Annotated in this window: 19 protein-coding genes; 15 read left to right on the forward strand and 4 right to left on the reverse strand. The window is 70.1% G+C overall.

Going from position 1 to position 21,900, the window contains the following annotated elements; all coding sequences use genetic code 11:
- Window positions 1-399: 399 nt before the first annotated feature.
- The 12 genes from DQE82_RS30015 to DQE82_RS30065 all read left to right on the forward strand — a co-directional run bounded on the left by DQE82_RS30015 (window position 400) and on the right by DQE82_RS30065 (window position 14,479).
- Window positions 400-696, forward strand: coding sequence for a hypothetical protein (locus tag DQE82_RS30015; RefSeq protein WP_113974833.1), 297 nt, complete (start codon window positions 400-402; stop codon window positions 694-696).
- 3 nt (window positions 697-699) lie between these two features.
- A complete protein-coding gene (locus tag DQE82_RS30020) occupies window positions 700-1,446 on the forward strand; it encodes a hypothetical protein (protein ID WP_113974834.1) in 747 nt (248 codons plus the stop codon).
- On the forward strand, window positions 1,439-2,842 hold the full coding sequence (locus tag DQE82_RS30025; RefSeq protein WP_113974835.1) for a hypothetical protein: 1,404 nt from the start codon (window positions 1,439-1,441) through the stop codon (window positions 2,840-2,842). The genes DQE82_RS30020 and DQE82_RS30025 overlap by 8 nt, the downstream gene beginning before the upstream one ends.
- A complete protein-coding gene (locus DQE82_RS30030; RefSeq protein WP_113974836.1) occupies window positions 2,839-4,329 on the forward strand; it encodes an SCO6880 family protein in 1,491 nt (496 codons plus the stop codon). Before DQE82_RS30025 ends, DQE82_RS30030 begins: the two co-directional genes overlap by 4 nt.
- A 22-nt stretch (window positions 4,330-4,351) precedes the next feature.
- Window positions 4,352-5,779, forward strand: coding sequence for a hypothetical protein (locus DQE82_RS30035; RefSeq protein WP_113974837.1), 1,428 nt, complete (start codon window positions 4,352-4,354; stop codon window positions 5,777-5,779).
- Window positions 5,780-5,856: 77 nt separating this feature from the next.
- Complete coding sequence (locus tag DQE82_RS30040; protein WP_233514824.1) at window positions 5,857-7,611, forward strand: type IV secretory system conjugative DNA transfer family protein; 1,755 nt, start codon at window positions 5,857-5,859, stop codon at window positions 7,609-7,611.
- Window positions 7,612-7,638: 27 nt separating this feature from the next.
- Complete coding sequence (locus tag DQE82_RS30045; RefSeq protein WP_113974839.1) at window positions 7,639-8,775, forward strand: toprim domain-containing protein; 1,137 nt, start codon at window positions 7,639-7,641, stop codon at window positions 8,773-8,775.
- A 59-nt stretch (window positions 8,776-8,834) separates the two neighbouring features.
- Window positions 8,835-9,179 carry a hypothetical protein gene (locus DQE82_RS30600; RefSeq protein ID WP_147265178.1) on the forward strand — a complete coding sequence of 115 codons (345 nt, stop codon included), beginning with the start codon at window positions 8,835-8,837 and terminating at the stop codon, window positions 9,177-9,179.
- A 222-nt stretch (window positions 9,180-9,401) separates the two neighbouring features.
- The gene (locus DQE82_RS30050; protein ID WP_113974840.1) at window positions 9,402-10,796 is read left to right on the forward strand and encodes a tetratricopeptide repeat protein; all 1,395 of its coding nucleotides are present in this window, start codon (window positions 9,402-9,404) and stop codon (window positions 10,794-10,796) included.
- A gap of 3 nt (window positions 10,797-10,799) precedes the next feature.
- Window positions 10,800-11,123, forward strand: a complete 324-nt coding sequence (locus tag DQE82_RS30055; protein WP_113974841.1) for a hypothetical protein — start codon at window positions 10,800-10,802, stop codon at window positions 11,121-11,123.
- A 33-nt stretch (window positions 11,124-11,156) separates the two neighbouring features.
- Complete coding sequence (locus DQE82_RS30060) at window positions 11,157-13,412, forward strand: CHAT domain-containing protein (RefSeq protein ID WP_113974865.1); 2,256 nt, start codon at window positions 11,157-11,159, stop codon at window positions 13,410-13,412.
- Window positions 13,409-14,479, forward strand: a complete 1,071-nt coding sequence (locus DQE82_RS30065; protein ID WP_199496162.1) for a tetratricopeptide repeat protein — start codon at window positions 13,409-13,411, stop codon at window positions 14,477-14,479. Before DQE82_RS30060 ends, DQE82_RS30065 begins: the two co-directional genes overlap by 4 nt.
- Before the next feature lie 504 nt (window positions 14,480-14,983).
- Here the strand turns inward: DQE82_RS30065 and DQE82_RS30070 are convergent.
- Genes DQE82_RS30070 through DQE82_RS30085 form a run of 4 tightly spaced genes read right to left on the reverse strand, consistent with a single transcriptional unit; the run spans window position 14,984 to window position 18,498 of the window.
- Window positions 14,984-15,493, reverse strand: coding sequence for a DUF4913 domain-containing protein (locus DQE82_RS30070; protein ID WP_113974842.1), 510 nt, complete (start codon window positions 15,491-15,493; stop codon window positions 14,984-14,986).
- Entirely contained in the window at window positions 15,490-16,629 is a 1,140-nt protein-coding gene (locus DQE82_RS30075) for a hypothetical protein (protein ID WP_147265179.1), read from the reverse strand. Before DQE82_RS30075 ends, DQE82_RS30070 begins: the two co-directional genes overlap by 4 nt.
- 19 nt (window positions 16,630-16,648) lie before the next feature.
- The gene (locus tag DQE82_RS30080; RefSeq protein ID WP_113974844.1) at window positions 16,649-18,085 is read right to left on the reverse strand and encodes a relaxase; all 1,437 of its coding nucleotides are present in this window, start codon (window positions 18,083-18,085) and stop codon (window positions 16,649-16,651) included.
- Entirely contained in the window at window positions 18,082-18,498 is a 417-nt protein-coding gene (locus DQE82_RS30085; RefSeq protein WP_147265180.1) for a hypothetical protein, read from the reverse strand. Before DQE82_RS30085 ends, DQE82_RS30080 begins: the two co-directional genes overlap by 4 nt.
- Window positions 18,499-19,279: 781 nt before the next feature.
- Here DQE82_RS30085 and DQE82_RS30090 point away from each other — a divergent pair.
- The 3 genes from DQE82_RS30090 to DQE82_RS31290 all read left to right on the forward strand — a co-directional run bounded on the left by DQE82_RS30090 (window position 19,280) and on the right by DQE82_RS31290 (window position 21,899).
- On the forward strand, window positions 19,280-20,320 hold the full coding sequence (locus DQE82_RS30090) for a tyrosine-type recombinase/integrase (protein WP_113974867.1): 1,041 nt from the start codon (window positions 19,280-19,282) through the stop codon (window positions 20,318-20,320).
- On the forward strand, window positions 20,317-20,652 hold the full coding sequence (locus DQE82_RS30095; RefSeq protein WP_113974846.1) for a helix-turn-helix transcriptional regulator: 336 nt from the start codon (window positions 20,317-20,319) through the stop codon (window positions 20,650-20,652). The genes DQE82_RS30090 and DQE82_RS30095 overlap by 4 nt, the downstream gene beginning before the upstream one ends.
- Window positions 20,653-20,753: 101 nt before the next feature.
- A complete protein-coding gene (locus tag DQE82_RS31290) occupies window positions 20,754-21,899 on the forward strand; it encodes a hypothetical protein (RefSeq protein ID WP_147265181.1) in 1,146 nt (381 codons plus the stop codon).
- Window position 21,900 lies beyond the last annotated feature (1 nt).

A 21,900-nucleotide genomic window follows, 5' to 3' on the forward strand; every position in this document is an offset into this window, starting at 1 on the left:
ATCCGCTCTGCCCGGTGCAACCGACGGATCTCCGCCCAGTCCTCCACGCTCAGCACCTCCCGATGCTTCCGGAAGGGGTCAAAATTCAGCCGGAACCACGGGGTCAGTTTTCAGGCGGAGCCGACAGAGTCTCCGCCGGCGCTTGGTTCGGGCAGTGTCGGTTGTCTCCTGGCAGCGCAGCCGGTAACGGCCAACGCCAAGATCACTGCCGCCGCGACTCGCTTTAGCGTATTCATGGCACGACCGTGCCGAGCCGCCGAGGTCGTTGCCGCTGCCATCCGCCGCCGCCAGAAGTGGTAGCGGAGACGACCACTCCGGCATCAACTCTGCCGTCAGCAGCTCCTGGTCAAGGTCCGTGGCAGATGCCCGCCGAGGTGTCCTGACCGTCAGGAGATTGCTGTGCTTGCTCACTACCTCGCCTGCGCCGCGGCCGAGCTGTTGGCCGCTCCGACTCCGGCTCCTGTCCCTCCCCCGGGTCTGGAGAGCGCCGGCAACATGTTCATCGGCTGGATGAAGTGGATCCTCATCGTGGCCGGCGTCGGTGGCCTGCTCATCTGCGGGATCATGATGGCCGTCGGTCGACGCAACCGGTCGGCATTCGCCGCTGACGGCGCCGCCGGCATCCCGTGGGTGCTGGCGGGGTTGACGTGCGGGGCGGTCGCCGCGGTCGTAGTCGGCACGGTTATCCGGGGCTGAGCCATGACCTACGACGTCATCGACCGCGCCCGCCGCGCCACGCGCCGCCGGCTCACCACCATCTGCCTGACTGCGGTGGCACTCAGCGCTGCCGGGGCCGCCGCCGTTGTCGCCACCACGACCCCGAGCCGGCCTGCCGACTCACCCCCGGGTCACGCGATGTCGACCTTCGCCGTCACCGGCGCGACCCCCGGTAGCGAGACGCAGAGGCTCACCGATCTCGAGTGGGTCGACGTCGCCGGTGTCTCGGTGCCCGTGTCGAGCCGCTCCGGTCCTCGCATCACCAACGGAGGGCAGGCGCGCGGGTTCACGCACGACCAGGTCGGCGCGCTGCTCGCCGCCGTACACATCGTCGTACGCATCAACCCGCAGGTCGGCCCGGCCGTCTTCGGACCGACGCTGCGCGACCAGGTGGTCGGGCCGCATGCGGCCGCGATGCGGGTCCAGGTCGCGCAGGCGTACGACGAGCTGCGTGCACAACTGGACGGACAACCGCTCGGACGCTTGAACGCCATCCTGCGGGGCTACCGCATCGTCAGCTACCGCGATGACGAGGCGGCCGTGCGGCTGCTGACTGAGGCGCCGGGCGCCAACGGCGTACCGCTGTTGGTAGTCGCCGAGGTGCGCGTGCGCTGGACCGGCTCCGACTGGGCGCTGCTGGCGCCCGCCGGCGGGACGTTCGAGCAGACCGTGATGGCGGCGTCGGACGCCGACACCGCGACGTTCTTTCCCTTCACCGTAGGTGGGTGACCTGATGCCGCTCTGCAATCCGTTCCTGCCCGCCACCTGCTCCGGCGTCATTCTCGGCGGTGTCAACCCGGGCGCCACGGTCCGCGACTCGATGGTCAACGGCATCCTCGACGGTCTGGCCAACGCAGTCCGGGAAGGGATCGAATGGGTCGCCGGCCTGCTGACCAGCTGGACGTTGATCCCGTCGAACAATCTGTGCCCGACCAATGGCTCGGATCCAGGGCGATGGGCCTCCGACTGGATGGCCCAGTGCAACTCGGCTGCTGGCCCGGCGCAGCAGCTGCGCGGATTCATGCTGCCGCTGACGATCCTGGTCCTGGTCGGCGGTCTGGTCTGGCAGGGCATCACCATCGTTGTCAGCCGCCGGGGTGAGCCGCTTCTGCAGGCCGTACGCGGCGTCTGGAACACCGCGCTGTGGGGCAGCATCGGCGTCGCCGGTACCCACCTGGTCCTCAAGGCCGGGGACAGCTACTCGATGTGGCTGCTCAACGAGGCGATCTTCAAGGAGTCCAACAAGCCGCCCAACGAGGCGATGACCACGGCGCTCGGCGGGGTGTTGCTCCCCGGCGCGGCGGTGGCGCCGTTCGTGATGATCCTCGTCGGCGTCGTGGTCATCCTCGCTGCCGTCGTGCAGACCATCCTGATGGTCTTCCGCGAAGGCTCGGTGGTCATCCTGGCCGGGCTCCTGCAACTGGCCGCGGCCGGGTCCGTCACCCGGGGCACGAGCCAGTGGCTGCACAAGACCCTCGGCTGGTCGCTGGCGCTCGCGCTGTACAAGCCGGCAGCCGTGTCGGTATACGCCACCTCGTTCGTGATGATGCGCGGCAACGGGCGCGACTGGCTCATGGGCCTCGGCATGCTCGCCCTGTCGGTGATCGCCCTACCCGCGCTGATGAAGTTCTTCACCACCTTCACCGGTGGCGTCGCGTCCGCAGGCGGCGGCCTGGGCATGGCCGGCGCCGGCGCGGCAGCCGGCCTGCACGCCGCATCGTCGGTGCGCGGTGCGGTCGGTGGCCACAACGCCGGCGACCACGCCCGCTACCTCGACTCGCGGGGACCTGGTAGCGGCGGAGGCAGCGGTCCGAGCGGGGCGGTAACGGTCCCCTCGGCGCCCGCACCCACGAGTGGCTCCGGAGGTACAAGCGGTAGCGCGCCGAAGGTCATGACCGGGCCAGCAACGTCCGCAGCCACAGGGCTGGCCAGTAGCGGCACTGCCGCTACCGCCAGTGGTAGCGCCGCTACCGGGGGGATGGCCGGTGCGGCGGGGGCGGCGACCGGGCCGGCGGCGCCGGTGGTCATCGGCACCGCGCTGGCCGCTCAGGCCGGGACCGCGGCCGCGAAGGCTGGCGCGAACACCGCCGGCTCCGCGATGCGGGACGGGAGCTCACCGTCGTGAGCAGCGACCAGCCTCAGGTACGCACGTACGGCGGTTGGCGGCGCGCTCGCGGCATGGGCTTGTTCGGCCTCGGGCCGATGCAGACGTTCACGGTGCTCGTAGCGATCACCGCGCTGATCGTCTCCGGCTCGCTCGGGCTTCGGGCGATGGCGGTTTCCGCCGGGCCGTGTGCGCTGCTGGTAGCGCTGCTGGTGCTGCGATGGGACGGGGTGCCGCTGTCGGCCGGGATAGCCCAGCGCGTGCGATGGCTGGTCGGCACCAGCCGCGGCTACACCTCGTACCGCTCCGGGGTGATGGTGGCCGGCGAGCACGCCTGGCAGCTGCCGGGCGTGCTGGCGCCCACCACCCTGTTGACCGTCGCCGACGAGGCCGGTGGCGGGTACGCGGTGGTCTACAACCGGCGGCTGGGCACCATGACGGTGACGCTGCGCTGCGCGGCGACCTCGACCTGGTTGGCCGATCCGGACGCCAGCGCGGCGTGGGTGGCCAACTGGGGCGGTTGGCTGGCGAACCTGGGCTACCTGCCGATCGTCGACCACGTCGCGGTCACCGTGGACACCGCGCCGGACCCCGGTTCCCGGCTGGCCGACCACGTCAGCCGTCGGATCGTTCCGCACGGGCCGGCCTCGGCCCGGCGGGTGCTGCAACGGCTGGTGGAGGTGTCCCCGGCGGCGGCCGCCGACGTGGAGACCCGGGTGTCGGTGACGTTCAAGCCCGGCTCCTCCCCGAGCAAGCCCAAGAACCTCGACGAGGCCCTGGACGAGATCAGCCGGACGCTGCCGGGTCTGCAGGACTCCCTGGGCAGCTGCGGCCTGACAGTGCTCGACCGGGCCAGCGCCGACACCATCTCGGCCATCGTGCGTACGGCGTTCGACCCGGCCGCCCGCGGCGACATCGCGCGGCTCGCGGCGACGCCCGGGCTCGATCTGGGCCGGTGGGTGGACTGGGACAGCGCCGGACCGGTGATGGCCGAGGAGCACCTCGACCGGTACGTCCACGACTCCGGAACGTCCGTGTCGTGGGCGTGGCACGAGGCGCCGCGCCAGCACGTGCACGCCGACGTCCTCGCCCGGCTACTCGCCCCCGGCCCGTACCCGAAGCGGGTGTCGCTGCTCTACCGGCCCTTCCCCGCCGGCGAGGCCGCGCGGATCGTCGAGAGCGAGGTCAACGCCGCGGCGTTCCGGGCGGCGTACCACCGGGCGCAGAAGCGCGACGAGTCCGCCCGCGATCACGCCGACCGGGAACGGGCCCTGCAGACCGCACGCGAGGAGGCGACCGGCTCCGGGGTGGGGCTGATGTCGCTGTTCGTCACCACCACCGTGGTCTCCGCCGAGGATCTGGGGCGGGCCGTAGCCGACGTCGAGTCCCGCGCCGACGTGGCCAAGATCCGGCTACGGCGGCTGCGCGCCAGCCAGGCCGCCAGCTTCGCCACCACCCTGCCCTGCGGCGTGTGCCCACCGCAGCTGGCCCGCCACTGGCCCCACTGACCTCACCACCAGGAGAAACTCGATGACGAGCACCCTTACCGCCCCTGCCTGGGGTGTACGCGCGCCCGGCGCCGGTCGGGCGAGCCACATCGCTCCCGGCATGGAGTACCAGGGCACCACCGTCCAGCTGTGCGGCCTGTTCCCCTTCGTCGCCGGATCCGGAGCACCCACCATCGGCGTGCCCATCGGACGACACATGTTGTGGGGCGAGGTCGTCTGCCTCGACCCCCTCGAATGGCTCCGCGAAGGCCTCATCACCAACCCGGGGGTGTTCGTCCTCGGCCAGCCCGGCGTCGGGAAGTCCACCGTGGTCAAACGGCTCATCACCGGCATGACCGGGTTCGGCACCAGCGCGCTGATCCTCGGCGACACCAAGCCTGACTACACCCGGCTCGTCGAGCACCTCGGCGGGCAGGTCATCCGGGTCGGGCGCGGCCTGGACCGGCTCAACCCGCTGGACTCCGGCCCGCTGGGCAGCGCACTCGCCCGCATGGGCACCGCCGACGCCCGCCAACTGCGGCTGGAGATCCGCGGGCGGCGCATGTCGCTGCTGCTGGCGCTGTGTGCCCTCGTACGCGGACAGGCGCTGAACAACACCGAGGAGATCATCCTCGGGCGCGCCATCGACGTACTCGCTGATCGTCTCGACCGCGACCCGACGGTGCCCGACGTGCTCGGCCTGGTCGAAGCCGGCGCCGACGAGCTGCACGCCGCGGCCCGGGCGCGCACCGACGGCGAGTACCGCCGCCGCGTCGACCAGCTCGTGCCCACGCTGGCGCTGCTGTGTGAGGGCAGCCTGCGCGGGGTGTTCGACGGCCCGACCACCAGGCCGCTGGATCTGGACGCCCCAGCCGTCAGCGTCGATATCTCCCAGGTCGCCGCCGCCGGCGACCAGCTCGTCGCCGCGGCGATGCTCTGCACCTGGGCGTACGGCTTCGGCATGGTCGACGCCGCATCCGTGCTCGCCGACCAGGGCCTGGCACCGCGCCGCCAGTACCTCGGTGTGATGGACGAGCTGTGGCGGGCGCTGCGGGGTGCGTCCGGACTGGTCGAGCACGCCGACGCGCTCACCCGACTCAACCGGCAGCGCGGCATGGCCAGCGTGATGGTCACCCACTCCCTGGCCGACCTCGACGCGCTGCCCACGCCCGAGGACCGGGCCAAGGCGCAGGGCTTCATCGAACGGTCCGCCATCAAGATCCTCGCCGGGCTGCCGCCGCGCGAGCTGAACCGCGTCAACGACGTCATCAAACTTTCCGGCCCGGAGCGTGAGCTGGTGGCGTCCTGGGCCGCGCCGGAGGCCTGGTTCGCCGGCTCCGTGCACCCCGGCCGGGGCAAATACCTGATCAAGACCGGGGAACGCAACGGACTGCCGGTGTCGCTAACCCTCGTCGGAGAGGAATGGGAGCTCTACGACACCGACGCGGCGATCCGGCAGGTGCAGCCATGAACACCCGGCCTGTCGAACCACGCGGCACTGCCGGCGGGCCACTCACCCCGTTCCTGCTGCTCGGCCTGGTGTGGGCGGTGATCGCGCTGATGTGGCTGTCCTGGCTGGCGGGGCGAATCGCCGCCGCCGTGACTGGGCAGCCTGGCGCTGGCATGGGCTTCGGGTCCGCGTACCTGGAACACCTGCTGCGTGCCGACTGGGCCGCGCTGTGGCCCGGGGTCTCGCCCACCGCGGTCGGTGTCGTCTACGCGGTGCTGCTACTGATGCTTGTTGGTGTGGTCACTGTGGCGGCGGTGTGGTGGCAGGGGCGCAAGCCCGACGCGGAGGATCCTTTGCCGTCGCTGGCCGGCCCGCCCGAGGTGCGGGCGATGACGTTGTCGGCGGTCGCCGCCGAGGCCCGCCGTCTGCGGCCCGGTCTGGCCGACGTGCCGTTGAAGGCGATCTCGGCCGCAGCGGCCGGGGTCGTGCTCGGTGCGCACCGGCGGCGGCGCGGCTCGGGTCCTCGGCTTTACTCCTCCTGGGAGGACGTCGTGCTCGCGGTGATGGCACCCCGCGCAGGCAAGACGACCGCCCTAGCCGTTCAGTCGATCCTCAACGCGCCCGGGGCCGCGCTCGCCACCAGCAACAAGCCCGACCTGTGGGCCACTACTGCGACCGCCCGGGCCGAGCGCGGCACGGTGTGGGTGTTCGATCCGCAGTCCATCGCCCACGTACCGCAGGACTGGTGGTGGAACCCCCTCGCCGCCGTAGAGGACGTCGAGGACGCCCACCGCCTGGCCAACCACTTCGTCCAGCAGGTCCGCAACTCCCACGGCAGCGACGACTTCTGGATCCAGGGCGCCCTGGACCTGCTCACCTCGCTGATCCTCGCCGCCGCGATCGAGGGCCGCACTCTGACTTCGGTGCAGGCGTGGCTGTCGGACTCCACCTCCCGCGAGCCGGCCACCATCCTCAAAAGCCACGGCTTCGGAGCCTCCGCCCGAGCCATGTCCGGCCGCCAAGCCGGCGCACCCGAAACCCGCGAAGGGCTCTACGAGACCGCCCGCACCGCCGCAGCCTGCCTCGCCAACCCCACCATCATGGCCTGGGTCACCCCGCCCGACCGGCCACTACCCGTGCTGGACGTCGAAGCGCTCGTCGAGAGCACCGACACGCTCTACCTGCTGTCTAAGGACGGCGCGGGCGCTGCCGCGCCGCTCGTCGCCGGCCTGACCGACCAGGTGCTGCGCGCCGCTGTCACCGTCGCCGAAGCGTACGGCGGGCGGCTCGATCCACCGCTCGTCGCCTGCCTGGACGAAGCCGCGAACATCTGCAAGATCAAGGACCTGCCGGAGCTGTACAGCCACTTCGGCAGCCGCGGCATCATCCCGCTGACCATCCTGCAGTCCTACCGCCAAGGCACCCGGGTCTGGGGCGAGCACGGCATGGACGCCCTCTGGTCGGCGGCCACGGTCAAGCTGGTCGGCGCCGGCATCGACGACGCACGCTTCGCCGAAGACCTGTCCCGCCTCGTCGGCGAACACGACATCACCGTCGCCTCCCGCAGCCGCGACGGGCAGGGGCGCACGTCGTATCAGACCTCGGTGCGGCGCCAGCGGATTCTCGATGCCGCGCGGATCCGGGCGTTGCCGAAGGGCACTGCGCTGCTGTTCGCCACCGGAGTCAAGGTGGCCATGCTCAACCTGCTGCCCTGGTACGACGAACCGAGCGCTGAGCGGCTGACCAGCGCCGTCGCTGCTTCCACGGCCGAGATGACCCGTCACGCGGAGCGCTCGCGTGCTGCGCGGCGGGTTCGGATGGCGCAACGCTCCTGGCGGAGCTGGGACAGCTGAAGCTAGCTTGGATATCGGAGGTAGTCCATGGGCGCACCTCGACTCACTCCCCCGTCCTCTGCGATACGCGGCTTCGGGCTCGATCCCGGACGGCTGATCGCGGCCGTCGAAGCGGCCGTGTCGTACTACCGCGACCAGCTCGCCGGCGCTGACGGTCCTCGCGCGTATCTCGCCGGTCGCGGTCTCGGTGTTCTCGTTGACCGGGAGTGGCCATGGCGAGTCGGGTATGCGCCGCCCGGCTGGAGTTCGCTGGCGCGCCACCTGCGTTCAGTGGGCTTCAGCGACGATGAACTGCTCGGTGCGGGCCTGTCGACTGGCACCCGATCGGGGCGGCTCGTCGACGTGTTTCGGGACCGGATCGTGTTTCCGGTGCGCGATCCGGCTGGGCACGCGGTGGCGTTCCTGGGACGCGCCGGCCCTGGCGCCGGTGACGGTGTGCCCAAGTACATCAACAGTCCTAAGTCTGCGATCTACGACAAGGGACGACTACTGTTCGGGATGATGGAGCAGCAGGACCGCCTCGATGCGCGGTGGACGCCGGTCCTGGTGGAAGGGCCTGTGGATGTCCTCGCAGTGTGGCTGTCCTACGCGAAGTCTGGCCGGCCCGGAACCGTGGCCCTCGCGCCTGGCGGCACCGTGCTGACGGACCACCAAGCCGGGATGTTGCGAGAGCTGCCTGGCGCCGCAGGCGGGATTGTTGCCGCGTTCGATGCGGATCCGCCCGGTCGTGACGCAGTGGACCGAGCCTGGCAGACGCTCCGGCAGCCACGGCCACCCGGGCCGTTATTGGTGGCTGAGTTCGCTGCCGGCGCTGACCCAGCGGACCTGCTGCGACGGCCGCACGGGAGCGCCCAATTACGGGCCGCGTTGCAGCGACGAGCAAGGCCGATGCTCGACGCAGTGCTGGATCACCGTCTGGCCCGGCTCGTCGAGCGGCATCCACGCCTGCTAGAGGACATTGATGGCAGGTGCGCTGGGGTACGCGCCTTGGTGCCACTGATGTACGAGGCGGCGAATCCGGACGAGGCGGTCCGAGTCGGACGACGCATCGTTGCCCTCACTGGTGCCGAGGCAGACACCGTCGCAATCGCCGCACTCACGCACCTCGAAGAATCGCTGTATGGTCTCTCATTCCGCCTCGGCACAGCCGCAGAAGTCTGGTAACACCTGCTCACACGGGCCACGCACGTCGCCTGATCGCTTTCCATCACGACGGTGGCCGGGTGACCGGACGGGTAGTGAACCTGGATGTCCGGACGGAGCGTCCACCCACGACCACTCCTGCCGCCGATGGCGTGCATCTGATCTTGTGGGCGAGCGGCGGTGGTCGTTCGGGGTGTGGTGTCCGTTCGGTGTGTGGTGGTGGGCTGTGCGTGCTGGGCTGGCTGTCGGGTTCGCGGTTGTTTGATGATGACGCGGTGTGTCAGGGTGCGTTGCCTATGGGTGATGGTGCGGCGTTCGTGGCCTCGGTGCGGTTCGGCGGGGTCGAGGTGCTGGTCGAGGAGACGGCGGTGTCGGTGGTCGGGTCGGAGCCCACATCGCCGCTGTTGCAGGTGATTGCTGTATGAGCAGGCGGCGTTAGGGGGTCGGGACTCAGTGTCTGACACGGTGCAGCGGTTGACGGAAGCGGCCTCGGTGCCGAAGCAGGGGTAGGTGCCGTTCGGAGACTGTGCGATGTCGCAGGATTGCGGATCCGAGGCAGGAGGGCGCCAGGTTTGATGGATGGCTCAGGGTCGGCGAGACCGGAACCTCTGGCTCGCGGTGGGCCTGCTGTCAGGGTCGCCCAGGCGGTGGAGGTGCACCGGCTGGCGGTGGCCGGTCGGGAACCGGTCATCGCCCGAGACGTCGGGGACCTGGTGGCTCGGGTGTGGCTGCGCACATCCCGGTTCGCCGACGTCGCGGCCCTCGCGAGCGCGACCCTGACCTTAGGCCCGGATGCCGGCGCCTTCTACGACCGGGGCTGGGCCCGATCCTCCACGGGGCAACCCCGGCAGGCTCTGGCCGACTACCAGCAGGCCCTGACTCTTTATCGCGAGGCCGGCCATCGCGGCAACGAAGCCGCCACCCTCACCAACATCGGCCTCGTGTACGACGGCCTGGGGGACCGGCAGCAGGCCCTGACCTACTACCAGCAAGCCCTACCCATCCGACGCGACGTCGGCGACCGCGCCGGCGAAGCCACCACCCTCAACAACATCGGCAGCGTGTACAACGCGCTCGGAGACCGGCAGCAGGCCCTGACCTACTACCAGCAAGCCCTACCCATTCGACGCGACGTCGGCGACCGCGCCGGCGAAGCCACCACCCTCAACAACATCGGCAGCGTGCACGACAGGCTCGGGGATCGGCAGCAGGCCCTGACCTACTACCAGCAAGCCCTACCCATCCGACGCGACGTCGGCGACCGCGCCGGCGAAGCCGTCACCCTCACCAACATCGGCAGCGTGCACGACAGGCTCGGGAACCGGCAGCAGGCCCTGACCTACTACCAGCAAGCCCTACCCATCCAACGCGACGTCGGCGACCGCGCCGGCGAAGCCACCACCCTCACCAACATCGGCAGCGTGCACGACGGACTCGGAGACCGGCAGCAGGCCCTGACCTACTACCAGCAAGCCCTGCGCATGCAGCGGGAGGTCGGCGACCGCGCCGGCGAAGCCACCACCCTCACCAACATCGGCAGCGTGCACGACGGACTCGGAGACCGGCAGCAGGCCCTGACCTACTACCAGCAAGCCCTACCCATCCAACGCGACGTCGGCAACCGCGCCGGCGAAGCCACCACCCTCAACAACATCGGCCGCGTGTACAACGGACTCGGGGACCGGCAGCAGGCCCTGACCTACTACCAGCAAGCCCTACCCATCCGACGGGAAGTCGGCGACCGCGCCGGCGAAGCGGTCACCCTCAACAACATTGGCGCCGTCCGGTTTCATCAGGGCGATCCGGTTGGGGCGATGAACGCCTTTAGTGAGGTGCTTGAGATCTTTCGTGTCGTGGGTGATCGGGGTTCCGAGGCGGTGGCGAGCTTCAACATGGCTGTTCTGCTCCTGCAGATGGCGCGGGTGGATGACGCCGTCGACTTCCAGCGCCGGGCCATCGGTCTGGCTGAGCGGACGGGTCACCCAGCGCTGCATGAGATGCGAGCGTTTCTCATCGAGCTTCAGCAAGCGAGGAGGGGTTAGGCGATGGGCACTGCCACCGTTGAGGTGTCGGGAGCGCAGGCCACGCAGTGGGCCGCGGAACTCCACGCCGTTCTCACCGTGAACGCCCAGCCCGGCGACAAGGTGTCACCTGTTGAGGTGGCTCGGTCCGCTGAGATGGTCATCGCTGTGATCGGGCTGGTGTTCGCCGGGGTCGGCACGGCCAAGACGATCTGGGACTGGTGGCACTCCCGCCGCCAGGGAGGGGTGACTGTCACGATCCTGCTCAGCGACGGCACCCGGCTCAACCTGTCCGACGTCAGCCAGGACCAGCTGGAGATCGTCTTCCGGCAGGACGAATCGCAGTAGCAGTGAAGGGCGGAGACAACCGGAGTGAGCCAGATGAACATGTTGGAGCTGGAGATCTTCGAGCAGACCTCCAGCTACTGCGAGCTGCGCCTGTCCACCGGCGAGGGCCCGCCGAAGACCCGTGGTCTGGACAAGATCGCAGTCGATCACCTGATCGAGCTCGTGGAGCGTGATTACAGCCAGCACGCGATCGCCCAGAAGGTGTTCGGCTCACCGCAGCTGGGCGACCTCGGCGCGAAACTGGCCGTCTTCCTCGACGGCGACGAGCGGTGGCTGACCGCGGTCCTGGATCGCCCGCCGGGCGTCACGCTGCGAATCACCGCGGAGCAACGGCTACGCCACTTGCCCTGGGAACTGCTGTGCAGAGACGGCTCGTTCCTGACCGTCTCCGGCCCTGCGCCGCTGCTGCCGGTACGGGCCGTCGGCGCCGGTACGACCCTGCAGACGCCTGTCATCCCGGGTAACCGGCCGCTGCGGGTGCTGTTCATGGCGACCTCTCCGGAGGGCGTCGAGCCCGTGCTGAATTACGAGGCGGAGGAAGCGGCCATCCTGTCGGCGACCTCCCGTACTGGCACCGACCTAGTCGTCGAGGAAAGCGGCACCCTGGAAGGACTCCGTTTCCTCAGCCGCGACTACGGCGAGGGGTACTTCGACGTCCTGCATCTGAGCGGCCACGCCACCATCGACAACGGGCAGCCCACCTTCGTGGTGGAAAACGAGTTCGGCGGGGTCGCCTCCGCCACCGCTGACCAGATCGCCCAGGCCATGGCCGGGTACTGGCCCCGACTGGTCTTCGTCTCCGGCTGCCTCACCGGCAATGCCCCCGACCGGGGTGCGTTTCCCTCGATGAGCGAAAGCCTGGTCCGCGCCGGAGCCCCCGCTGTGCTCGGGTGGGCGCTGCCGGTCGGCGACGTCTCCGCGACCGACTTCGCCGCCGAACTCTACCGGGCCCTCGCCAGCGGGGAGCCCCTCGACCAGGCCATCATCGAGGCCCGCCAGCACCTGTACACGAACAAGCGCGGCAACTGGCACCTACTCCGTGTCTACGCCGACAGGTCCCCTCTCGCCTCGATGGTCACACCTCTGAACACCAAAGGGCGTGCACGAATCCAGGTCCGGCCCGCCGACCAGGAGTTCCTGGACCCCCAGACCCAACTGTCCCGGGTCGCCGCCCGCGCCGCGTTCGTCGGCCGACGCCGCGTCATTCAGCGCTGCCTACGCACCCTCAAACAACCCCCCGGCAGCCAGGGTGCGGCCGAGGCCCTCGTCCTGCACGGCATGGGCGGGCTCGGCAAGAGCAGCCTCGCCTCCCGGTTGCTGGAACGCATACCAACCCACCAACGCGCCGTTTGGTACGGCCGCGTCGACCTCACCAAATTCCGGGAACTCACCACCAAGATCCTGTTTCCTACTGTGGAGCAGCACATCGAGGCGGTCAAACTGCTTGACACCGACTATGCCCCACTCGCCGTCAGACTGCGTCATCTGCTGGACGTCGACGGCCCGCTCGGCCAGACCTCCTGCCTGTTCGTGTTCGACGACTTCGAGGACGGCAACCTCGACGAACGCGATGGCAGCCACGTGCTCTCCCCGGCGATGGCCGATATCCTCCCGGCTCTGCTCACCGCCATTCGCGATACCGGCAGCCCCAGCCGGGTCATCATCACCAGCCGTTACCGGTTCCCCACACCCCCGGCAACCCGCGTCGTCGTCGAGTCACTCGAAACCCTCACCGCTATCGAGCAGACCAAGAAGATCACGAATCTGCCGAACCTGCGCCCCAGCTCTCCTATCGACCCCACCATCCGGACCCGCGCCATCGAGGCCGCGGCCGGCAACCCCCGCCTGCTCGAGTGGCTCAACCTGATCGTCGCCGACACCACCCTCGACGTCGACGGCATCATCACGGCCATCGAGAACGAAGCCGACCGATTCCGCCGCGAAACCATCCTCGCGACCAACCTCCTCAGCTCCCAGCCCGCCGAACTGCAGAAGATGCTCGCCAAGGTCAACGTCGTCGAACTGCCCGTGCCTGCAGAGACCGTCCATACCATCCACGACCACCCCGACGCCGCCAGCCACATCGAACGCGCCGCCCAGCTCGGCCTGCTCGAAGAAGGCACCGACCCCGAAACCCGTCGGCCCCGCTACTACGTCTCCAACGTGCTGCGCCCCCTCATCCGCCCCCTGCTCAGCGACGACGAAACCACCCAAGCCTGCGCCGCCGCCGCACGATCCCTGCACAGCATCTGGATCAGCGCCCCCGTTCCGCCCGGCTCCCCGTCATGACCTCCCTCGCCCAGGCGGTGGAGGTGCACCGGCTGGCGGTGGCCGGTCGGGAACCGGTCATCGCCCGAGACGTCGGGCGGCTGGTGGCTCGGGTGTGGCTGCGCACATCCCGGTTCGCCGACGTCGCGGCCCTCGCGAGCGCGACCCTGACCTTAGGCCCGGATGCCGGCGCCTTCTACGACCGGGGCTGGGCCCGATCCTCCACGGGGCAACCCCGGCAGGCTCTGGCCGACTACCAGCAGGCCCTGACTCTTTATCGCGAGGCCGGCCATCGCGGCAACGAAGCCGCCACCCTCACCAACATCGGCCTCGTGTACGACGGCCTGGGGGACCGGCAGCAGGCCCTGACCTACTACCAGCAAGCCCTACCCATCCGACGCGACGTCGGCGACCGCGCCGGCGAAGCCACCACCCTCAACAACATCGGCAGCGTGTACAACGCGCTCGGAGACCGGCAGCAGGCCCTGACCTACTACCAGCAAGCCCTACCCATTCGACGCGACGTCGGCGACCGCGCCGGCGAAGCCACCACCCTCAACAACATCGGCAGCGTGCACGACAGGCTCGGGGATCGGCAGCAGGCCCTGACCTACTACCAGCAAGCCCTACCCATCCGACGCGACGTCGGCGACCGCGCCGGCGAAGCCGTCACCCTCACCAACATCGGCAGCGTGCACGACGGACTCGGAGACCGGCAGCAGGCCCTGACCTACTACCAGCAAGCCCTACCCATCCAACGCGACGTCGGCGACCGCGCCGGCGAAGCCACCACCCTCAACAACATCGGCAGCGTGTACGACGGACTCGGAGACCGGCAGCAGGCCCTGACCTACTACCAGCAAGCCCTGCGCATCCAACGCGACGTCGGCAACCGCGCCGGCGAAGCCGTCACCCGGTACAACGTCGCTATGATCCACCGAGCGGAGGGAAACCTCGACCAGGCGATCGGCGAACTCGAACGCGTCGTCGATCTCGACCGCCAAGTCGGCCACCCGGATCTCGCATCCGACACCGCCGCCCTCGAACAAGTACGCCAAGAACGAGCAAGAGCCCCGAAAGCGACCTGACCACTTCATCCACCCATCTGAGGCCGAACACCAGGCCAGACGCTCGCGCCAACTTCTGCAGGCGTCGGGCCCCGGCCCGATCTCGCACCCCACCATCGTGCTCGGCACTCGACCGCGACGCGACATCACCCTCGCCCGCGACACCGACGGCAACCACCTCATGCTCGATCGTCTCGGCGACCCGAGCCAGGGTCCAACGAGCATCAGCCCCAGCCCCTGAGCAATCGGGCCTTCGTCCAGCACAACAGCCAACTGTTCGCGCTGCTCACCATCGAGCTTGCAGTCCGCACCGCCAGGCCCCGCTGCCACTAGAGCCGCCGCCCCCGGCTACCGACCGGTGCCGCCACTCCCGCACCGACTTCTCCGAAACCCGCAGCTCAGAAGCAATCTCCGCAGTCTTCATGCACTCCTCGAACATGACCGCAGCCTGTCACCGGACCACTTCCCCCGCAGCACGCAGCGAACGTCATCCTGTACGGGGCATGCGTGTAGCCATCGCCGACATTATTCCCACCAGCTCCACCAGTTCTCGGGCGCAGGTTCGGCCGGCACCTCCGGTGATGAGTGATGTCGCGCCACTCCCAGGTCCCCGCTCACAGCGCAGTTGCGGAACGGCCCGTCGTCGCCGTAGAGGATGGGCATCTGCTGGTCGAGCTCTCGCAGCCAGGGCAGCATGCCGGTCATCTGCAGCCGGGCTTGCTCCCAGCCGAACCAGAGGGCGGTCAGTCGGGTGACGGCTTCGTCGTGCCGCCACCACTGCTCGCACCAGTGCCATCGGGACACGCCGACCTCGCCTACCGGCCGCGGGAAGGTTCGTAGCAGGTACGTGTTCACCCACTCCTCGACCGTCGAGTACAGCGGCGGCTGATCGTCTCCACCGCCACCGTGGCCACGTTCGGCATGGGTCTGCTGGAGGACGGCTACCTGCCTCGTCAGTCTCGCCACCTCAGCGGCAAGCTCATCGAATCGGCTTGCGGTCTCGTTGGGGGCATGCGGGGACGTGGTGGCGGTCATCGCGCTCTGCCCCGCATCTGCACTGCGGTGGTGGTCACCGCGGGCTGCTTGGTGGCGACCACCGCTTCGACCTGGGCGACGCGAAGCTTGGGAAAGGCCTGCGTCCACGCGGGCGCCGCGAGGACCTCAGCGTGGTGGACTGCGGCGTTGGCCGCGGTGTGGTCGGCGTTGTCGTCGTGTACCACGCTCGCCGTCTGCCCGGTCGCGTGCTCGTCGGCCAAGGTACGGGGATCGTCCAGCGTCCCGCCATCGCGGAGTCCTTCACCGCGTTCAACGGCAGCTCTGCCGTGCAGGTCGCGGGCCAGGGCCTCCTCCACGTGACTGTGCGCGAGGCGGATGCCTTCGACAGGCCGTCCGTCGGCGTAGCCGGTCCTGATGGCCTGGCTCATCTCTACCGCGAGGTCGCGAAGGAGCTGCACGGGTTCGCCGGCGGGGAGTTTGCCGGCGGCACGCCACTGGCGCTGTAGCTCGTCGAGGGCTTCGGGCCGTACGTCTTCCGCCAGCGTCATGGCCTCCTTCCGGACAGCGGCGTCGAAGTCGTCGACCTGCCCACGGCCACCCGGCGGCAGGGCGGCGGGTCCGTCGGGGGTGATTCCCTGCCGGTCGGGTGTGCCGCCATGGGCGCGAGCGCCGCGCTGCCGGCGGCCGGCACGGGCGTCGTTCTCCCACACGTCCCGGGCGGCGGCGCGCATGGCCTCGGGGATAGCGCTGCCAGCTTGCCGGTGTCGTTCGTAGGCGGCCATCAGGTCCGGTCGGAACTGGCGTAGTCGATGCTCGGCGAACTCCGCTGCCCGCCGGGCGACCGGGTCGGCGCCGGCGTGGATCGTCGCGGTCCGCCAGACGGCGGCGGCCTCGGCGAAGGTGGCCTTGTTGACCAGCCAGTCGCCGTCGAGTGACGATGCCATCCGATCGCGGTCCACGCGTACCTTGGCGGCCAATCGGTCGGCTTCGCGACGGGCTGCCGCGGCGGCCTGGTCGCGGTGGGCCTGGCGTTCGCGGTCGGCGGCCTTGTTCTGGATGCCGACGGCGGCCCAGCGGGCGCCGGCCTCGCCGACGGTTGCCATCGCGGCCAGCCCCTGCAAGAACTGCTCGCGGGTCTCGGCCATCGGGTCCTCGTGTTGCTGCGGGCGCGGCACGTGCACCTCCCTTGCCTGCTCAGCGGCCGCGCGCCATGCGTCGGCCGCCTCCCACTGTCGGTTCAGAGGAGGGCACGGCAGTGAGCGGCAGCGTTACCGCCGGTTGCCGGCCACCCGCTACCAGCCGCAGCGCACCAGCTGCGGCTCGGGCCGCCTCGGCCTGGTGGAGGCGCTGCTGTGCCGTGCGCAGCTGCTCGAGGGTGTCGGCGAGGCGGGCCAGGTCCATCACCAGCGCGAGTGCGGCGATGGCGTCGTCGTCGCCGGAGATGCGGCCCATCAGCGCTATCAGCCGCGACATGGCGCGCGTCTCCTGGCCGCGGCCGGTGGGCCGAGGGACCCGCCCGTACAGGTCGCGGGCCGCCCGGTCGAAGACCTCGGCGGCCCGGTGCAGCGGCCCGCGCCGGTCACCCTCCATCGCGTACGCCAGGCTGGTGAGCAGATCTGCCGCGGCGACCGCGGTGGCCTGCACCCGGCCCGGTTCGGTACGGGCGGCGTCGCGGATGTCGTCGGCGGCCGCGGTGGCGACCTTGGCGGCCTGGCGCATTGCCTCGACACGTTCGCTGCGGCCGACCGATGGTGCCGTCGGCTGCGCCGGGGTGCCCCAGCGCAGCCGCAGCTTGGGCAGGGTCATGTCGGGCGCCAGCCGGCCGCCGCCGAAGTACACCGGTTGTCCGCCGGCGGTCCGGGCGCCGGGAAGCGCCACCGCGTACCCGGTGATCTGCTGGGCGTTGGTGCTGCTGCGTCGGAGTCGGACCAGCACCCCTGTCTCCCGGAGCCGGGTGAAGAACTCCTCCTCCGAGCCGGCTGCGGCCACCGCCCTGCGTACGCGCCGGCGCAGCTCGTCGCGGGGTGTCTGGGCGCGGCCGGTGCGGCGGGCCTTGCTGACCTCCACTGGGTGGGGACGGCGGTGGGCGGTCCGGTCCGCCGGCGGGACCCGGCGGTGCAGGTTGTAGCGGCGGGCGACGTGGTAGGTGGCCTTGACGCAGCGCGGGTAGTCGTTGCGCATCCAGTTGGTACGCCCGTCCTCGCGCACCAGCGTGGCAACGATGTGCACGTGGTCATCGGCATGCCGCATGGCGATCCACCGCAGGCCCGGATCAGCGGCGGTGGTGGCGACACCGACCTCAGTGAGCATCTGCACCGCCATGCCTGCCCACGTCGAGTCACTGATGGTGCGGTGCCGGTCCTCGGGCGCCAGCCGCATGCTGGCGTGCCAGACGAACTTGTTCGGCGGCCGGTAGCCCGCCCGGACCGGTTGCTCGAGTAGCGCAGTCAGCGCCCGGATGTCCCGCTTGCCGCGGGCGGTGACGTTCGGCTCCAGATCCGCCAGCGACCCCGCGCCGTCCCAGGCGGCCACCAGGTGGGGGTTGGCGTGCTCCTCCGCCTTACCCGGGCCCCACAGGTAGCGCAGCAGTCCGCCGACCCGCGAACCGCGTCGGTGCACGCGGGTGATCACCGCAGTCTCCGATGGGTCAGGGAGATCACCTCGTCGAGCCGAGCCACCGCTGCGGCACAAAGGCGGACGGCGTCGGTGGTCCACTCCGGTAGCTGGCCGGTAGCGTTAAGGGCCGCAGCGGCCTGGTTGACGTTGTTGCCGAACATCACCACGGCCCGGCGGGCGGCGAACAGTTCATGTTGCAGGCCTCGCAGGTCACCGATCGCGTCGCTGGCAGCCTGGCCGGCATTCGCGGCGGCGACGGCCGCCTTGGCTGCGTATCCCGTGGCGGTTAGGTCCGCAGCTGCGGCTGCCGCGTCGATCGCAGCCTTTTCCTCGTCCGATAGTCGGAGCAGCATCGCGTGCGGGCGGGCCGGCCGTTGGTGGGCACGGTGCCGGGCCTTCCGGGTTGAGGCGGGCTGATCGCTGTCCATCGCCGCCACTGTGCGCCCCGGGCGCTGCCGGCAAGTGAGCGTCCAGGGCTACCAGCGCTGGCTTGTCGGCGTACCAGGTCTCGGCCACGTATGCCTGAGTGGGGTCCATCCGTGCACCCACCGACGCCCCTCGGCTACAGACCAGCTCGGGCGCTGTCTGCCGTCCTGGTCTGGAAAGGCCAAGCTGACGCCTGCCCGACCTGCTGGCGTCGTTGCGGTCGCCGGCGGGCGCTGCGGTAGTCATTCGAGACCAAGCCGACCCGCACCGCAGCCGCGCAGCGGCGAGGAGCGGAAGCGGCGCGGTAGCAGGTGTTCCTGCGGCTCCGCGCCGGCGCCGTTCGTCAGGCTACGCCTGAGCGTGGGCCGAAAACTGGGCCCGTTCGTCCGTACCTACTTGGCCGCACTCCACCGAACGCCCACACGGGCCGGCGCCGCGGGCGCGGACTTGCCTCCATTGCCGATCTGCGACCGCGCCCGGTAGCAGATCGATAAGCAATGGCCATATCTTGCTCCAACCACGGCGAGTTTCATCAGATGAAGCATTCGCCGTCGTACGCATGCTCAGTTCAGCATCGAGCAGCGGCGGTCTCCGCCGATCGTTGATCACGTCGGCGGCCTGCGTCGTTGTGAGCCGCTCGGTGCGCTCAGCGATGTCGCAGAGCGGGCGCTCGGCGGTGGTAGCGCCGATGCGAGGGCCCACGCGTCAGCGCGATGATCAGCGCACTTGCGGGCGGGGCTGGTTCTCGCCGATGGTGTGGCGCTGCTGCGGCCGGAGGAGCAGGTGTTCGTGGCGATGTGCGACGGGTGGCGGGCGCAGCAGCTCGCGCGGAACCTGGCGTTCTCCACGATCGACATGCGTCTGCAGGTGGTGCGGGCGTTCGCGGCGCACGCTGATGCGTACCCGTGGCAGTGGCGGCCGCAGCTGCTCGACGACTGGTTGGCGGACCTGCGGGCGGTGCGCGGCCGGCGGCGCTCGACGATCCGGAACTACTCGGCGACCGTCGCCGCGTTCTGCGACTACCTGACTGACCCAGCCTACGAGTGGGCGAGCGAGTGTGAGCGCAGGTTCGGAACGCACCCGGTGCAGGTCGTGCACGAGTGGAACACCGCGGTGCATGTGCAGGATGCTGAGGGCGACCCGTCGCGGCGGGCCTTCACGGTGGATGAGCTGCAGGCGTTGTTCGACTACGCCGACGAGCAGGTGGTGCGTTCCAGGGCGGCGGGGCGTAAGGGCTGGCTGGCCCTGTTCCGTGACGCCACCCTGCTCAAGGTCGCCTACGGCTACGGGCTACGCCGCCGGGAGGTGACGATGCTCGACCTGGTTGACTTCGGTCCCAACCCTCACGCGACGGAGTTCGGTGACGTCGGGGTGTGCCGAATCCGCTTCGGCAAGGCGCGCAAGGGCTCGCCACCGAAGCCGCGCAGCGTGTTGACGGTGTGGCCGTGGACGGTGGAGATCCTGCAGCAGTGGACCACCGAGGTGCGGCCGCTGATGCCGCAGGCCGCCTCGCCGGCGATGTGGCCCTCTGAGCGTGGACCGCGGATCACTGTCGACGGGATCAACCGGCGGCTGGCCGACTATAGGCGGGCCTTGGGCTTCGGCCCCGGGCTGGACTTCCACTCGCTGCGCCGCTCCTACGTCACCCACCTGATTGAGGCCGGCTGGGACCCGCTGTTCGTGCAGCAGCAAGTCGGTCACGAACACGCCTCCACCACCTCGATCTACACCTGCGTGTCCTCGGACTTCCGCACCCGCACCCTGCGTCGGGCCCTCGATGCGACGATGGCGGCCGTGGCGCGGGCGGAGAGGACGAAGCGATGACGGGCAAGCGGCAGGTGTCCTACCAGTGGCGACTGCGCGAGGTGATGGCCGCACACGGGTTGTTCAATGCCTCGGACCTGGAGCCGCTGCTCGATCAGCGCGGCATCCGGCTGTCCTCGGTACAGGTGTGGAGGCTGGTCACCCAAACCCCGGAGCGGTTGTCTCTGCCCGTGCTGGCCGCGCTGTGCGACATCTTCGACGTCAACCCCGCTCAACTGATCGCCACCCGCGCCGAGGACATCGTCCCGGTCCGCAAGGCAGCCGGCGCCGACGGAGTGGTCGACCTGGCCGCGGTTCGGCCCAAGCGGGCGCAGCTGCGACCCGAGCCGTGACGCAGCCGACCACTGAGTGGTCGTGCCGACGCTGCGGCACGACCATGCCGAAGCGGCCCGGCCGGCGGCCCACCTGCCCGCCCTGCCGGGCCGCGCTGGGGGTGGAGCAGGTCCTCGACGACGGCACCGGCACGATGAACCTCGCCTTCACGCCGCTGGCCACCGCGCTGGCTGCCAAGCAGCCCGAAACGGTGCTGCTCTGGCTGTCCATACGGTACGTTCGCGAGCTGCTCACCGCGCTGGCCACCGGCCGGCTGCCCCTGACCCACGCCGGGCTCGCCGAGCATGACCGCCCGATCGCCGCCCGCTACCTACGCCACGAGCTCATGGCCTGCGGCATCCTTCCGACCGTCGACAAACACTTGCTCGATACCGAGCAGTGGCTGCGCTGTCGGCTCGCCGAGCTGGTCGACCATCCTCACGAGCCGCTGTTACGTCGTTTCGCGCTTTGGCACCAACTGCCCCGGCTCCGCACCACCGCTGCAGCCCGCCCGCTGCGTGCCAACGCTAAGCCCTGCGCCACCCAGCAGTTCACCCAAGCGCAGGCGTTCCTGACCTGGCTTCACGAGCGCGGCATCGCCCCGGCCGCGCTCACGCAAGCCGGCCTCGACACCTGGTACGCCGGCGCCCGCGTCCACCAACGGCACGGCGTCCACGGCTTCCTCACCTGGGCCATCACCAACGGCCACATCCCCCGGCACCTGATAGCCACCAGGCTGACGTTCAAGCCCGGCACCGTCATCACCCAACAACGCCGCCTGGCCCTGCTACGCCGCTTCGTCGCCGACGAACACGCCGACATCGGTACCCGCACCGCCGCCTGCCTACTTCTGCTCTACGCCCAACCGCTCAGCCGCATCCAACACCTCACCACCGCCGACATCACCGAGCACGACGACGACCTGCAGATCCACCTCGGCGACCCACCGGCACCAGTACCCGAGCCCTTCGCCGCGCTCTTGCGCCAGCTCATCACTAACGCGGGACAACCACCGGCGCTGCTGTTCCCCGGCCGGCTCGCCGGACAGCCCGTCGCCTACCAGACGTTGCACAAACGGCTCCGAAGGCTCGGCTTCCCCATCATGGAAGCCCGCATCGCAGCACTACGCCAACTCGTCCTGCAAGCGCCCGCCCCGGTCGTCGCCGACGCTCTCGGCTTTCACCCCACCACCGCCACCCGGCAGGTCACCAACGCCGGCGGCACCTGGAGTCGGTACGCCGCCGGCGACCACGCCCCATCACCCTGAC

The sequence above is a fragment of the Micromonospora sp. LHW51205 genome (assembly GCF_003315815.1).
Taxonomy (GTDB): Bacteria; Actinomycetota; Actinomycetes; order Mycobacteriales; family Micromonosporaceae; genus Micromonospora; species Micromonospora chalcea.